At 41.4% G+C, this 14,329-nt stretch carries 15 protein-coding genes and 1 riboswitch; of the genes, 14 read left to right on the plus strand and 1 reads right to left on the minus strand.

Annotated features, from left to right (window positions below; all coding sequences use genetic code 11):
- The first annotated feature begins 127 nt into the window (after positions 1-127).
- The 14 genes from WDJ61_RS02635 to purD all read left to right on the plus strand — a co-directional run bounded on the left by WDJ61_RS02635 (position 128) and on the right by purD (position 13,962).
- On the plus strand, positions 128-670 hold the full coding sequence (locus tag WDJ61_RS02635) for a DUF2179 domain-containing protein (RefSeq protein WP_338752942.1): 543 nt from the start codon (positions 128-130) through the stop codon (positions 668-670).
- Entirely contained in the window at positions 667-861 is a 195-nt protein-coding gene (locus WDJ61_RS02640) for an NETI motif-containing protein (protein WP_338752944.1), read from the plus strand. Before WDJ61_RS02635 ends, WDJ61_RS02640 begins: the two co-directional genes overlap by 4 nt.
- A gap of 76 nt (positions 862-937) precedes the next feature.
- A riboswitch (purine riboswitch) is annotated at positions 938-1,039 on the plus strand.
- Between the two features lie 124 nt (positions 1,040-1,163).
- Complete coding sequence (gene purE, locus WDJ61_RS02645) at positions 1,164-1,652, plus strand: 5-(carboxyamino)imidazole ribonucleotide mutase (protein WP_338752946.1); 489 nt, start codon at positions 1,164-1,166, stop codon at positions 1,650-1,652.
- A gap of 4 nt (positions 1,653-1,656) precedes the next feature.
- The gene (purK, locus tag WDJ61_RS02650) at positions 1,657-2,802 is read left to right on the plus strand and encodes a 5-(carboxyamino)imidazole ribonucleotide synthase (RefSeq protein ID WP_338754668.1); all 1,146 of its coding nucleotides are present in this window, start codon (positions 1,657-1,659) and stop codon (positions 2,800-2,802) included.
- Entirely contained in the window at positions 2,799-4,097 is a 1,299-nt protein-coding gene (gene purB, locus WDJ61_RS02655) for an adenylosuccinate lyase (RefSeq protein WP_338752947.1), read from the plus strand. Before purK ends, purB begins: the two co-directional genes overlap by 4 nt.
- Before the next feature lie 85 nt (positions 4,098-4,182).
- Entirely contained in the window at positions 4,183-4,908 is a 726-nt protein-coding gene (gene purC, locus WDJ61_RS02660) for a phosphoribosylaminoimidazolesuccinocarboxamide synthase (RefSeq protein ID WP_338752950.1), read from the plus strand.
- Positions 4,896-5,150, plus strand: coding sequence for a phosphoribosylformylglycinamidine synthase subunit PurS (gene purS / locus WDJ61_RS02665; protein ID WP_094836154.1), 255 nt, complete (start codon positions 4,896-4,898; stop codon positions 5,148-5,150). Before purC ends, purS begins: the two co-directional genes overlap by 13 nt.
- Positions 5,147-5,830, plus strand: coding sequence for a phosphoribosylformylglycinamidine synthase subunit PurQ (gene purQ / locus WDJ61_RS02670; RefSeq protein WP_338752952.1), 684 nt, complete (start codon positions 5,147-5,149; stop codon positions 5,828-5,830). Before purS ends, purQ begins: the two co-directional genes overlap by 4 nt.
- Positions 5,814-8,042 (plus strand): phosphoribosylformylglycinamidine synthase subunit PurL, encoded by a 2,229-nt coding sequence (gene purL, locus WDJ61_RS02675; RefSeq protein WP_338752954.1) that lies wholly within the window; start codon positions 5,814-5,816, stop codon positions 8,040-8,042. Before purQ ends, purL begins: the two co-directional genes overlap by 17 nt.
- Positions 8,018-9,439 carry an amidophosphoribosyltransferase gene (gene purF, locus WDJ61_RS02680; protein WP_338752955.1) on the plus strand — a complete coding sequence of 474 codons (1,422 nt, stop codon included), beginning with the start codon at positions 8,018-8,020 and terminating at the stop codon, positions 9,437-9,439. The genes purL and purF overlap by 25 nt, the downstream gene beginning before the upstream one ends.
- Before the next feature lie 60 nt (positions 9,440-9,499).
- Positions 9,500-10,528 carry a phosphoribosylformylglycinamidine cyclo-ligase gene (gene purM, locus WDJ61_RS02685; RefSeq protein ID WP_338752957.1) on the plus strand — a complete coding sequence of 343 codons (1,029 nt, stop codon included), beginning with the start codon at positions 9,500-9,502 and terminating at the stop codon, positions 10,526-10,528.
- An 11-nt stretch (positions 10,529-10,539) separates the two neighbouring features.
- A complete protein-coding gene (gene purN, locus WDJ61_RS02690; protein ID WP_338754669.1) occupies positions 10,540-11,130 on the plus strand; it encodes a phosphoribosylglycinamide formyltransferase in 591 nt (196 codons plus the stop codon).
- Positions 11,127-12,662 carry a bifunctional phosphoribosylaminoimidazolecarboxamide formyltransferase/IMP cyclohydrolase gene (gene purH / locus WDJ61_RS02695; RefSeq protein WP_338752958.1) on the plus strand — a complete coding sequence of 512 codons (1,536 nt, stop codon included), beginning with the start codon at positions 11,127-11,129 and terminating at the stop codon, positions 12,660-12,662. The genes purN and purH overlap by 4 nt, the downstream gene beginning before the upstream one ends.
- A 22-nt stretch (positions 12,663-12,684) precedes the next feature.
- Positions 12,685-13,962, plus strand: coding sequence for a phosphoribosylamine--glycine ligase (gene purD, locus WDJ61_RS02700; RefSeq protein ID WP_338752960.1), 1,278 nt, complete (start codon positions 12,685-12,687; stop codon positions 13,960-13,962).
- Here the strand turns inward: purD and WDJ61_RS02705 are convergent.
- A complete protein-coding gene (locus tag WDJ61_RS02705; protein WP_338752961.1) occupies positions 13,931-14,044 on the minus strand; it encodes an EYxxD motif small membrane protein in 114 nt (37 codons plus the stop codon). The two genes, purD and WDJ61_RS02705, sit on opposite strands and share 32 nt — an antisense overlap.
- Positions 14,045-14,329: the final 285 nt, after the last annotated feature.

Raw genomic sequence — 14,329 nt, forward strand, 5'->3', positions numbered from 1 at the left:
TTTTTTTAAGTTAAGTATGAAAAGTTTTGTTAAATGTATCTTCTTTTTTCTAAAATTAAATTATGTTACGCTTAAAGTAACAACGTTAGGGAAATGATTTTTACCCTACAATGAAAGGGCGGTCAATATGTTAGAAAATAGCTTGTTTATGGTAGCCATTATTTTAATTATTAATGTCGTATATGTATCCTTTTTTACGATTCGTATGATTTTGACGTTAAAAGGATATCGCTATTTTGCTGCATTCGTCAGCATGATTGAGGTTATCATTTATATTACTGGATTAGGACTAGTTCTAGATAATTTGAATGAGATTCAAAATGTCATCGCTTATGCAGTTGGCTATGGTCTAGGGGTTATTGTTGGTATGAAGCTAGAGGAGAAGCTAGCACTTGGTTATATTACGGTGAATGTCATTACGAAAGAATATGATAAAGATTTGCCTAAAACTCTTCGGGCGGAAGGGTATGGCGTAACGAGCTGGGCTTCAAATGGTTTAGAAGGTGAGCGCATGTCTTTGCAAATATTAACACCGAGAAAATACGAATTAAAATTGTATACGAAAATTAAAGAACTAGACCCAAAGGCTTTTATCATCGCTTACGAACCAAAAACGATCCATGGAGGATTTTGGGTTAAAAATGTAAAAAAAGGGAAGTTGTCAGAATGAGTAAAAAGAAAAAGTTTTATGTTGAAAAGAATGAAACAATTGATCAGTGCTTAGAGAGGATGAAAAAGGAAGGTTATGTTCCAGTAAGAAGAATGGAACAGCCAGTATTTAAAGAAGAAGTTGTCAATGGTGAAAAAAAATACATTCCCGTAGGCAGAGAAATCGTGTTTGAGGGGATGTTATTAACGTAAATACGAACATTATAAAATGAAATAAATCAATTGTTCGATTTTTTGTTGACAATATGCTTTTTGACTTGTTAAGATGAAGATGAAGAAAACGAAACCTCATATAATAGTGGGAATATGGCCTACAAGTTTCTACCCGATTACCGTAAATGATTGGACTATGGGGAAAGCATAAATTTATCTGGATCATTTTCATGTTTAATGAGTCTTTATTTAACCAGATGAGTTGCTTTCTCTTGAAAAAGAAAAGGCAACCATCTGGTTTTTTTCATTTTTAAAATTGAATGGAACGTGGAGGTAAAATCATGTCAGTTGACGTTGGCGTTATTATGGGGAGTACCTCAGATTGGGACACAATGAAGCATGCATGCGACATGTTGGATGAATTGCAAGTTTCTTATGAGAAAAAGGTAGTATCTGCTCACCGCACACCAGATCTCATGTTTGAATATGCGGAGAAGGCGAGAGAGAGAGGGATTAAGGTTATTATTGCAGGGGCAGGCGGAGCCGCTCATCTTCCAGGGATGGTTGCTGCCAAGACGACGCTTCCTGTGATCGGAGTACCGGTCCAATCGAGAGCCTTGAACGGATTAGATTCTTTATTATCGATTGTGCAAATGCCAGGAGGAGTTCCTGTAGCGACAGTCGCTATTGGCAAGGCGGGAGCAACGAATGCAGGCTTGCTAGCTGCCCAAATTTTATCTGTTACTAATGATGAGTTAGCTGATCGTTTAGAGAAAAGACGTGACGCTTTAAGAGAAACTGTGATGGAAAGTAGTGATCAACTTGGCTAGACCGATGATAAAGCCCAGTCAGACGATAGGCATCATTGGCGGAGGGCAGTTAGGAAGAATGATGGCTTTGGCTGCGAAAGAGGCAGGTTTTAAGATTGCTGTGCTTGAACCAGGAGAGAATTCTCCTTGTGGACAAGTGGCTGACATTGAGATAAACGCTTCTTACGATGATCAAGAGGCACTTGATCGCTTAGCTGAAGTGAGTGATGTGATTACGTACGAGTTTGAAAATATAGATTATGATGGATTAAAGAGACTTCAAGAAAAAGCTTTTCTTCCGCAAGGGGCAGAATTGATTAAAATTACGCAAAACCGGGTAGCGGAAAAGGCAGCTATTACAAAAGCCGGAGTTCCTGTTGCTCCTTATGCGGTAATCAATGAAACGAACGATATTTATGATAATATAAGTAAGCTCGGGTATCCTGCTGTATTGAAAACAGCACGCGGCGGTTATGATGGGAAAGGGCAATTTGTCATAAAAGAATTAGCTCAAATTGAAGAGGCTGCTAAGCTTTTAGAACATGGTGAATGCGTCCTTGAACAGTGGGTTCCTTTTGACAAAGAAGTTTCTGTGATTATCAATCGGAATACGGCTGGGGAGACTAGTTATTTTCCAGTTGGAGAAAATATTCATAAAGATAATATTCTGCATGAAACAATTGTGCCTGCTAGAATTTCTGAAGAAGTGGAACAAGCAGCTATTCAAGCGGCAGAGAAAATTGCAGAAGCGGTTTCCTTAGTGGGTACACTAGCTGTTGAAATGTTTGTTGGCCAAAATGGAGAGATCTACATTAACGAGTTAGCACCAAGACCACACAATTCCGGACATTATACGATTGAAGCGTGTGATATTTCGCAATTTGGTCAACACATCCGTGCCATTTGTAACTGGCCATTAAAGAAACCAACATTGCTAAAGCCTGCTGTTATGGTCAATGTGTTAGGTGAGCATCTCGATGGGGTGTTAAATAGCTTAGTGGATCACCCAGAATGGTCTACTCACTTATACGGAAAAGCAGAAGCAAAGGTTAAAAGAAAGATGGGGCATATCACGGTCCTGACCAATGAACCAAATGAAGTGCTGAATCAGTTAGATACAAGCGGGATCTGGAGTAGCAGCGAAGAAATGATCGGAGGACAAAAGAAATGATCGAACGTTATACTCGACCTGAAATGGGCGCTATTTGGACGGAGGAAAATCGCTTTAAAGCATGGCTTGAAGTAGAAATTTTAGCTTGTGAGGCTTGGGCTGAGCTTGGCGATATCCCGAAGGAAGATGTGCAAAAGATTCGTGAAAATGCGAGCTTTGATATTGAGCGTATTCAAGAGATTGAAGCAGAAACGCGTCATGATGTGGTAGCTTTTACTCGTGCTGTATCTGAAACGCTTGGAGAAGAGCGCAAATGGGTGCATTACGGTCTGACTTCCACTGATGTGGTTGATACAGCGTTATCTTATTTGCTAAAGCAAGCGAATGACATTTTACGAAAAGACTTGGAAAAATTTGTTGAAATTCTTCGCAATAAAGCGCAAGAGCATAAACATACAGTAATGATGGGGCGTACACATGGCGTTCACGCGGAACCAACGACTTTTGGTTTGAAGCTTGCACTTTGGTATGAGGAAATGAAGCGTAACTTAGAGCGTTTCAACCAAGCAGCAGAGGGTGTAGAGTACGGGAAAATTTCTGGTGCGGTTGGTACGTACGCTAATATCAATCCGTTTGTTGAGGAGTATGTGTGCAAAAAGCTTGGTACGAAGCCAGCGCCGATTTCAACACAAACATTGCAGCGTGATCGTCATGCGCACTACATGGGAACAATTGCTTTAATCGCGACTTCAATTGAAAAATTTGCGGTGGAAATTCGCGGATTACAAAAAAGTGAAACGCGTGAAGTGGAAGAGTTCTTTGCGAAAGGACAAAAGGGTTCATCAGCGATGCCGCATAAACGTAATCCAATCGGTTCAGAAAATATGACGGGCCTTGCTCGAGTGATTCGCGGACATATGTTAACAGCTTATGAAAATGTACCGCTTTGGCATGAACGCGATATTTCGCACTCTTCAGCAGAGCGCATCATTCTTCCAGACGCGACGATCGCTTTAAATTATATGTTGAATCGCTTCGGAAATATCGTGAAAAACTTGACGGTGTTCCCAGAAAATATGAAGCGCAACATGGATCGTACATTAGGTCTTATCTATTCTCAACGAGTGTTGTTAGCTCTTATTGATAAAGGCATGGTCCGCGAAGAGGCTTATGACACGGTGCAGCCAAAAGCGATGGAAGCTTGGGAAATGCAAGTACCATTCCGCAGCTTAGTGGAAGCGGATGAGAAGATCGCATCTAAGCTATCTCAAGAAGAGATCGCCGACTGTTTTGATTACAACTATCATTTAAAACATGTCGATACGATTTTCACTCGTCTTGGACTTGATAAGTAAATAACGGAGGTGTGCGGGGAAGCCGCACCTTCTCTATTGTGTAATGACTGAAGATTGCTAATTTTCCTTAATGGGGGGAGTAATAATGGAAAAAGGCTCAATGCTTTACGAAGGAAAAGCGAAACGAATTTATGCAACGAAGAATGAAGATATTGTATTGATTGAATACAAGGACTCAGCAACTGCTTTTAATGGGGAAAAGAAAGCTGAAATTTCCGGGAAAGGCAGACTGAACAATGAAATCAGCAGCTTAATCTTTTTAAAGCTTAAAGAGCTAGGAATTCCTTCTCATTTTATAGAGCAGCTTTCAGACCATGAGCAGCTTGTCAAACATGTTCAAATTATTCCGCTTGAGGTTGTCGTTCGCAACAAGGCAGCTGGAAGCTTGGCGAAACGTCTTGGGTTTGAAGAAGGAGTATCATTCTCCAAACCGCTTGTTGAGTTTTACTATAAAAAAGACGAACTGGGCGATCCACTATTAACTGATGATCATATTGAGTTATTAGAGATTGCGACAGAAGCAGAAGTGACAGCGATGAAAGAACAAGCACTAAAGATCAATGAAGCGCTTATTCCTTTATTTGCTGAAATGGACATTGAATTAATCGATTTTAAAATCGAATTTGGGAAAGACAATGATGGACACATTATGCTAGCTGATGAAATTTCACCAGACACTTGTCGTCTATGGGAAAAGAACACAAATCGCAAATTAGATAAGGATATATTCCGCCGCGATTTAGGAAATTTAATTGAAGCTTATACCGAGGTATTCGAGAGATTAGGAGGAAATTCAACATGTTCAAAGTAAAAGTATACGTAACGTTAAGAGAAAGTGTATTAGATCCACAAGGAAAAGCGGTACAACAATCATTAACGAGTCTTGGTTACCAAGGTGTAGAAGATGTTCGCATCGGAAAGTATATGGAATTAACAATTGATGGCTCCAATTCTGATGTAGAAGGAACGGTTAAGGAAGTGTGTGAAAAACTTCTATCGAACCCTGTCATCGAAGATTATCGATATGAGATTGAGGAGTGTGTTGGTCAGTGAAATTCGCGGTGATTGTATTCCCAGGTTCTAACTGTGATATTGACATGTTCCATGCAATTAAAGATGAGCTAGGGGAAGAAGTGGACTATATTTGGCATGATGCTGATGATCTGAGCGCCTATGATGGTATTTTATTGCCTGGTGGCTTTTCATATGGAGATTATCTTCGTTCAGGAGCGATTGCTCACCTGTCAAAGGTCATGAACGAAGTTAAGAAAGCTGCAGAAGCAGGAAAGCCGATTTTGGGTGTATGTAATGGCTTCCAAATTTTATTAGAATCTGGATTATTACCAGGTGCGATGCTTCGCAACAAAGATTTAAAATTTATTTGTGGACCGATTACTCTACAAGTAGAAAACAATGAAACGATGTTTTCTTCCGCATATGAAAAGGGCGAAGAAATTACAATCCCTATTGCTCATGGAGAAGGAAACTACTACTGTGACGAGCAAACATTAGAAAAGTTACAAGCAAACAATCAAATTGTGTTCACTTACAAAGAAAATGTGAATGGCAGTTTAGAAAATATTGCAGGTATTGTGAATGAGCAAGGAAATGTTCTTGGTATGATGCCGCATCCAGAGCGTGCTGTGGACGAATTACTAGGCAGCGCGGACGGTTTAAAATTATTTCAATCAATTGTGAAACATTGGAGGGAATCCCATGTCGTTAATGCTTGAGCCAAATGCAGCCCAAATTAAAGAAGAGAAAATCTATCGTGAAATGGGTTTGACGGATGAAGAGTTTACTAAGGTGGAACAAATTTTAGGACGTACACCTAATTACACAGAAACAGGTTTATTCTCTGTTATGTGGTCAGAACACTGCAGTTATAAAAACTCTAAGCCTGTGCTTCGTAAATTCCCAATTTCAGGTGAGAAAGTTCTTCAAGGACCTGGTGAGGGAGCAGGAATTGTCGATATTGGTGATGAACAAGCGGTTGTTTTCAAAATTGAAAGTCATAATCACCCATCTGCGATTGAGCCTTATCAAGGAGCGGCAACAGGTGTCGGTGGAATCATCCGTGATGTGTTCTCTATGGGAGCTCGCCCAGTAGCATTGTTAAATTCCCTTCGTTTCGGTGAATTGCAAACGAGCCGTGTGAAATACTTATTTGAAGAAGTGGTAGCGGGAATTGCAGGTTACGGAAACTGTATCGGTATTCCAACAGTAGGTGGCGAAATACAATTTGATAATTCCTACGAAGGTAACCCACTAGTAAATGCAATGTGTGTCGGTTTAATTGATCATAAAGATATTAAAAAAGGCCAGGCAAAAGGTGTTGGCAACACAGTGATGTATGTTGGTGCCAAAACTGGTCGAGATGGCATCCATGGAGCGACATTTGCTTCGGAAGAGTTGAGTGAAGCATCTGACGAAAAACGTCCAGCCGTGCAAGTTGGCGATCCATTCATGGAAAAGCTTTTGCTTGAAGCTTGCTTAGAGCTGATTCAAAATGATGCCCTAGTTGGTATTCAAGACATGGGTGCAGCCGGATTAACAAGTTCTTCTGCTGAAATGGCAAGTAAAGCAGGTTCAGGAATTGAAATGAACATGGATCTTGTTCCTCAGCGTGAAACAGGCATGACACCTTATGAAATGATGTTATCTGAATCTCAAGAGCGCATGCTGATCGTTATTAAAAAAGGTAGAGAGAAAGAAATTGAAGATCTATTTGCGAAATATGGTCTTGAAGCAGCATCTATTGGTCGAGTAACAGATGACGGTATGCTTCGTTTGCTTCATAAAGGAGAAGTAGTTGCAGAAGTATCTGCCGATGCGTTAGCAGAAGATGCACCTGTATACTACAAGCCTTCTTCTGAACCAGCGTATTATCGCGAGTTTCAGGAAATGGATGAGGTAACTCCTGAAGTGACAAACTATAAAGAGACATTGATGCAACTTCTTTCTCAACCGACAATTGCGAGCAAAGAATGGGTCTATGGACAATACGATTACCAAGTGCGTACCAATACCGTTGTATCACCTGGTTCAGACGCAGCAGTGATTCGTGTTCGTGACACAGAAAAAGCATTAGCGATGACGACAGACTGTAACTCACGTTATATCTATCTGGATCCAGAGACAGGTGGAAAAATTGCGGTAGCAGAAGCAGCACGTAATATCGTTTGTTCTGGTGGTGAGCCGTTAGCAATCACGGACTGCTTAAACTTTGGAAATCCAGAAAAACCAGAAATTTTCTGGCAGCTAGAAAAAGCAACAGATGGAATGAGTGAAGCATGCCGCGTGTTACACACACCAGTTATTGGCGGAAACGTTTCCCTTTACAATGAAACAAATGGAGTCGCTGTTTATCCAACACCGGTCGTTGGAATGGTTGGTTTAATTAAAGATTTATCCCATATTACAACACAAAGCTTTAAACAAGCTGGCGACTTGGTTTATGTGATTGGAGAAGCAGCAGCAGAATTTGGTGGAAGTGAACTTCAAAAATTGCATAACAATGGAAATATTTTTGGAAAAGCACCGAAGCTAGATCTAGAAGTAGAAGAAATGCGTCAAAAAGCTCTGCTTCAAGCGATCCAGCGAGGAACTGTTCAATCTGCACATGATGTGGCAGAAGGCGGCTTTGCCGTTGCTTTAGCAGAAAAAGCTTTCCGTACAGATCTTGGTGTAGAAGTAGCTATTGAAGGAAATGAAACAGCTGCTCTATTTAGTGAAACGCAATCACGTTTTATTGTGACAGTTTCTAAGGAGAAGCGTGAAGAATTTGAAGCGATTATTCCAGAAGCTAAGTTGATTGGAGAAGTAACAAAAGAAGCAAACTTGACGATTAAGCATAACAATGAAGCGATCATTCAAGCGAAGGTTGGTGAGCTTGAAGACGCTTGGAGAGGAGCAATCCCATGCTTACTGAAATCAGAGGCTTAAATGAAGAATGTGGTGTGTTTGGGGTTTGGGGGCATGAAGATGCCTCCCAAATCACATATTACGGCTTGCAGAGCTTACAGCATCGTGGTCAAGAAGGAGCAGGTGTAGTCGTAACTGATGGTAAGCAAATTCGCGGATTAAAAGGTGAAGGCTTAGTCACAGAAATTTTCACTCAAGAGAAAATTCGTGAACTGTCCGGTTTTGGAGCTATTGGTCACGTTCGATATACAACAGCAGGAGGAGGAGGCTATGAAAATGTTCAGCCTTTACTCTTCCACTCCCAAACAGGTAGTTTGGCCCTTGCTCATAATGGTAACTTAATCAATGCGACAGCACTAAAACACCAATTAGAAGCTCAAGGAAGTATTTTCCAAACAACTTCTGATACTGAAGTACTTGCTCACTTAATTCGCCGCAGCGGGTTTGGTGAAATGAAAGATCGTGTAAAAAATGCACTTTCTATGTTAAAAGGAGCCTACGCTTTCCTTGTTATGACAGAGAATGAATTAATGGTAGCGTTAGATCCAAATGGTATGCGTCCATTGTCAATTGGCCAATTAGGCGATGCTTATGTTGTTGCTTCAGAAACTTGTGCATTTGACATTGTAGGAGCGCAATTTTTACGTGATATTGAGCCAGGAGAGCTCGTTATTATCAATAAAGACGGATTACATTCAGAACGCTTCTCATTAGCGACAAACCAAGCAATTTGCACGATGGAGTACGTGTATTTTTCTCGTCCAGATAGCGATATTCATAAAATTAATGTGCATAGCGCCAGAAAACGTATGGGCATTCAATTGGCGAAAGAGGCAAAAATTGAAGCGGATGTTGTCACAGGTGTTCCTGATTCGAGTATTTCGGCTGCGATCGGTTATGCAGAAGAATCTGGTATTCCATATGAGATGGGATTAATTAAAAACCGCTATGTCGGTCGGACATTTATTCAACCTTCACAAGCGTTGCGCGAACAAGGGGTGAAAATGAAGCTGTCGCCTGTTCGTGGTGTGATTGAAGGAAAACGAGTGGTGATGGTTGATGATTCCATTGTTCGTGGGACAACGAGTAAGCGAATTGTGAAGATGCTAAAAGACGCTGGAGCGAAAGAAGTACATGTGTGCATCAGTTCGCCACCAATTAAAAATCCTTGTTATTACGGCATTGATACATCGACACAAGAAGAATTAATTATGTCTCGCTATACAGAAGAAGAGCTTAGAGATGAAATTGGAGCCGATTCATTAACGTTTCTAAGTTTGGATGGAATGGTGGAGGCGATTGACCACGAAAAGCAAAATGGTCAATGTGGACAATGTCTAGCTTGTTTTACGGGTCAATACCCGACAGAAATCTATCCGGATACAATGCATCCGCGTGATAAAGAAATAATGTGTTAAGCAGGAGGGGCTGTCGGTAGAGGCAGTTTCTCTATGCACTATTTTAAGGGGGAGCAACGAATGGCAAAGGCGTATGAAGCAGCAGGAGTCAATATTGAAGCGGGCTATGAAGCAGTAGAACGGATGAAAAAGCATGTGAAGCGGACGAACCGTTCAGGAGTCATGGGAGCGCTTGGAAGCTTTGGCGGCATGTTTGATCTGTCTGCTTTAAATATTAAGGAGCCTGTGTTAGTTTCCGGTACAGATGGAGTCGGCACGAAATTAAAGCTCGCTTTCGGTATGGACCGTCATGATACGATCGGAATTGATTGTGTCGCGATGTGTGTGAACGATGTGATTGTTCAAGGAGCAGAGCCGCTTTATTTTCTAGATTATATCGCTTGTGGAGAAGCTGTTCCTGAGAAAATTGAGCAGATTGTTAAAGGGGTAGCTGATGGGTGTGAGCAAGCAGGTTGTGCGTTGATCGGCGGAGAAACAGCGGAAATGCCAGGTATGTACAGCGATGGCGAGTATGACATTGCCGGTTATACGACAGGCGTTGTTGAAAAAAGCAAGGTCATTACAGGTGAGGATATTCAAGAAGGAGATGTCATCATCGGGCTTCCGTCAAGCGGATTGCACAGCAATGGCTTCTCGTTAGTGCGTAAAATCTTTTTTGATACACATGATTTTCAATTGACAGATGAAATAGAAGGTTTAACAGCGCCATTAGGGGAAGTGCTGTTAACACCAACAAAGATCTATGTGAAACCGGCACTTGAAGTATTGAAGAATCTGGAAGTAAAAGGGATGGCTCATATTACGGGTGGCGGTTTCATTGAAAATATACCGCGTGTTTTACCAGCAGGTCTTGGTGCGGAAATTACTGAGGGAACATGGGAGATTCCTGAGATCTTTCACGTGTTGAAAAAGTATGGTGAGCTGGAATATAGCGAAATGTACAATATTTTTAACATGGGAATCGGCTTAGTCATGATTGTATCGGGTGATGAAGAAGAAAAAGCAAAACAGCTAATCGAGCAAGCGGGGGAGAAAGCTTACACGATTGGTCGAATTGTGACTGGTGAAGGAGTTCAATTCAAGTCATGAGTACGGGAGAAATGAAAAAAATTGCTTTGTTCGCTTCTGGAAGTGGGAGCAATGTTCAAGCGATTGCTGATTCGGTACAAAAAGGGGAGATTCCGGCTGAAATTACAATACTCGTTTGTGATCAGCCGGATGCATATGTGATCAAGCGGGCGGAAAAACTTCAAATTCCAGTGTTTGCTTTTCGAGCAAAGGATTATTCGTCAAAAGCGGAATTTGAACGTGAAATTGTGCAGAAGCTTCAAGAAGCAGAAGTGGACTATATTTTTCTAGCAGGTTATATGCGTTTAATTGGCGAGACACTGCTCAATGCCTATGGGGGAAAAATTGTGAATATTCATCCATCCTTGCTTCCCGCTTTTCCAGGTAAGGATGCCATTGGGCAGGCTTTTACCGCTCGTGTCAAAATTACAGGGGTTACGGTGCATTTTGTTGATGAAGGTATGGACACAGGACCTATTATCGATCAAGAGATGGTACGAATAGCGAATGAGGATACGAGAGAATCTTTGCAAGTGAAAATTCAGCAAGTTGAACATCAATTATATCCGAAAGTGATCAGACAGCTTGTAACAGAAGCTTCAAGAGGGGAAGGAAAAAAATGAAAAAACGTGCGTTAATCAGTGTATCAGATAAAAATGGCATTGTTGATTTTGCGAAAGAGCTAGCTGCTCTAGATATCGAAATCATTTCAACAGGTGGAACAAAGAAAATGCTGGAAGAAGCAAATGTGCCAGTAATGAGTGTGAGCGACGTAACGGGATTTCCTGAAATCTTAGAAGGACGCGTGAAAACATTGCATCCATTCATTCATGGGGGACTCCTTGCCAAACGTGATCAAGCGGACCATGTGAAGCAAATGGAAGAGCAAAATATTGTGCCAATTGATATTGTTTGTGTCAACTTGTATCCTTTCCAACAAACAATTGCCAAGCCAGATGTAACGGTAGAGGATGCTATTGAAAACATTGATATCGGCGGTCCGACAATGTTACGCGCAGCAGCTAAAAACCATGACTACGTAACAGTTGTTGTGGATGCGGCTGATTATGATCAAGTGCTAGCTGAGTTAAAAGCAGACGGTCAAACAACAAAAGAAACAAGAAGAAAGCTTGCGGCAAAAGTATTCCGCCATACTGCTTCTTATGATGCGATGATTGCGAAATACATGACAGAGTTAACAGGTGAAGAGCAACCTGAAACGATGACATTTACATATGAAGTGAAACAATCTCTTCGTTATGGAGAGAATCCACACCAACAGGCTTCTTTTTATGAAGAGCCGCTTGGATCTGCTTTTTCCGTTGCTCGTTCGACACAGCTTCATGGGAAAGAACTATCTTACAATAATATTCGCGATACAGATGCAGCATTGCAAATTGTAAAAGAGTTTAGCGAACCAGCAGCTGTTGCAGTGAAACATATGAATCCATGCGGTGTAGGAGTTGGTACAACGATCGAAGAGGCTTATGATCGTGCGTACGCAGCAGATCCAACATCCATTTTTGGTGGCATTGTCGCTTTAAACCGCCCAGTGGACAAAGCATTGGCTGAGAAGCTTCATGAAATTTTCCTTGAGATTATTGTCGCTCCTGAATTTACGGAGGAAGCACTAGAGGTATTAACAGCAAAGAAAAATATCCGTTTATTAACTCTTCCATTTGATGGAGAAAAATCAAAAGAAAAAGTATTAACATCCGTTGAAGGCGGATTATTACTGCAAGATTTAGACAATCATTCACTGGAAGATGCAGATATTCGCGTTGCCACTAAACGTGAGCCAACAGAAGAAGAGTGGGCAGCAATGAAGCTTGGCTGGAAAGTCGTGAAGCATGTGAAATCAAATGCGATCGTTGTAACCAATAACGAGATGACACTAGGTGTAGGTGCAGGTCAAATGAATCGCGTGGGCGCGGCCAAAATTGCTCTTGAACAAGCAGGAGAAAAAGCGAAAGGTGCTGCACTTGCTTCAGATGCGTTTTTCCCGATGAATGATACGGTTGAAGCGGCAGCAAAAGCAGGCATTACAGCAATCATCCAGCCTGGAGGCTCGATCCGCGATGAAGATTCTATCAAAAAAGCGGATGAATATGGCATTGCTATGGTCTTTACTGGAATTAGACATTTCAAACATTAATTTTTAAGCGGGGTGAATGGAAATGAAGGTACTTGTAATTGGACGAGGCGGCAGAGAACATGCTATTTGTAAAAAGCTCGCAGAAAGCCCTCAAGTAGAAAAAGTATTTTGTGCACCAGGCAATGCAGGGATAGCTTATGATGCAGAGCTTGTCGCGATTGACGAGATGAGCTTTGAGGAGCTAGCCACATTTGCATTAGAAAACCATATTGATTTAACCGTAGTAGGACCTGAAAATCCATTGCATGCCGGAATCGTCGATCATCTTCAAACAAAAGGGCTAAAAGTTTACGGTCCTAATCAAGCAGCTGCTGTACTTGAAGGCAGTAAATCTTTTGCGAAAATGATGATGGAAAAATACAATATTCCAACAGCCCGTTACAAAGCCTTTCATTCTTATGATGAAGCAAAAGCATATATTGAAGAACAAGGAGCTCCCATCGTTTTAAAAGCGGATGGCCTTGCCGCTGGTAAAGGCGTAACAGTCGCAATGACAATGGAAGAAGCACTTGCTTCTCTTGAAGAAATGATGCTAGATAAAAAGTTTGGCGAGGCATCTGCTAAAGTGGTCATCGAGCAATTCCTTCAAGGGGAAGAGTATTCTTTAATGGCTTTTGTGAATGGAGAAAATGTTTACCCAATGGAAGCGGCACAAGATCATAAGCGGGCGTTTGACAATGATGAAGGCCCGAACACTGGTGGTATGGGTGCCTATTCTCCAATCCCTCATATTTCTAAAGAAATCATTGAACAGTCGGTCGAGGAAATTCTTATACCGATTGCTAAAGGAATGGTGGCAGAAGGTCGTTCATTTACGGGAATCATTTTTGCTGGTCTCATGCTAACCGAAGAGGGACCGAAAACGATTGAGTTTAATGCTCGATTCGGCGACCCAGAAACACAAGTCGTACTTCCACGTTTACAATCGGACCTTGCTCAAGTCTTCCTTGATGTGTTAGATGGAAAAAATCCTGAGCTTCAATGGAATGATGAATCAGTTCTTGGTGTTGTATTGGCAGCCAACGGTTATCCAGAAAGCTATGAAAAAGGCCATCCGATTAAAGGGATGGACAAAGTGGATGCTTCTGCCGTGTTACATGCTGGCACGTTCAAAAATGAAGCTGGTGTCATTTGTGCCAATGGCGGTCGAGTTCTCCTTGTAACAGGAAAAGCACCGACGATTCAACAAGCCCAGCAAAAAGCGTATGATCGAATAAGCGCGATAGAAAAAGATCACTTTTTCTATCGTAACGACATTGGTAATCGTGCTATTGCGCGCGCTTCTTCTTCGAACGTCTAACATAAACAAAAAGGATGGCAATCACACTGCCAATAATCATGGCCATGACAAAAGATACATCGGTCACATATTCCATAAACATGGTCTTCAACTCCTTTTTTCGTGAGGCTGTCTCTAGACAGCCTCTTTTTAGTTGGATGTACTATTTTTTCAAACGGCTGCTTCCGCTTTTCGATTGTCTAGCTGCAGGCGCTATCGGCTCGAGGTCAAAAGTCAATCTGTCTAAAAGGTTAAAGAACAACCTTTCAGCCAGCTCGTCTTTTGCTTGTCGCCGATGAACGAGCGCCTTCCGCTTTTCAAATTCACATTTTGTTCAAAAAAATTTTGGTTCTTTAGAGCGTTAAATCGTAAAATATGTTACGATAGT

The organism is Bacillus sp. FJAT-52991, from assembly GCF_037201805.1.
Taxonomy (GTDB): Bacteria; Bacillota; Bacilli; order Bacillales; family Domibacillaceae; genus Bacillus_CE; species Bacillus_CE kandeliae.

Excerpts from the sequence above, each read along its gene's own strand:
- purB (WP_338752947.1), top strand. The coding sequence starts at position 2,799 with ATGATCGAACGTTATACTCGACCTGAAATGGGCGCTATTTGGACGGAG.
- WDJ61_RS02640 (WP_338752944.1), top strand. The coding sequence starts at position 667 with ATGAGTAAAAAGAAAAAGTTTTATGTTGAAAAGAATGAAACAATTGAT.
- WDJ61_RS02705 (WP_338752961.1), bottom strand. The coding sequence starts at position 14,044 with ATGTTTATGGAATATGTGACCGATGTATCTTTTGTCATGGCCATGATT.
- purS (WP_094836154.1), top strand. The coding sequence starts at position 4,896 with ATGTTCAAAGTAAAAGTATACGTAACGTTAAGAGAAAGTGTATTAGAT.
- purE (WP_338752946.1), top strand. The coding sequence starts at position 1,164 with ATGTCAGTTGACGTTGGCGTTATTATGGGGAGTACCTCAGATTGGGAC.
- purH (WP_338752958.1), top strand. The coding sequence starts at position 11,127 with ATGAAAAAACGTGCGTTAATCAGTGTATCAGATAAAAATGGCATTGTT.
- purL (WP_338752954.1), top strand. The coding sequence starts at position 5,814 with ATGTCGTTAATGCTTGAGCCAAATGCAGCCCAAATTAAAGAAGAGAAA.
- purF (WP_338752955.1), top strand. The coding sequence starts at position 8,018 with ATGCTTACTGAAATCAGAGGCTTAAATGAAGAATGTGGTGTGTTTGGG.
- purK (WP_338754668.1), top strand. The coding sequence starts at position 1,657 with ATGATAAAGCCCAGTCAGACGATAGGCATCATTGGCGGAGGGCAGTTA.
- purC (WP_338752950.1), top strand. The coding sequence starts at position 4,183 with ATGGAAAAAGGCTCAATGCTTTACGAAGGAAAAGCGAAACGAATTTAT.
- purN (WP_338754669.1), top strand. The coding sequence starts at position 10,540 with ATGAAAAAAATTGCTTTGTTCGCTTCTGGAAGTGGGAGCAATGTTCAA.
- purM (WP_338752957.1), top strand. The coding sequence starts at position 9,500 with ATGGCAAAGGCGTATGAAGCAGCAGGAGTCAATATTGAAGCGGGCTAT.
- purD (WP_338752960.1), top strand. The coding sequence starts at position 12,685 with ATGAAGGTACTTGTAATTGGACGAGGCGGCAGAGAACATGCTATTTGT.
- WDJ61_RS02635 (WP_338752942.1), top strand. The coding sequence starts at position 128 with ATGTTAGAAAATAGCTTGTTTATGGTAGCCATTATTTTAATTATTAAT.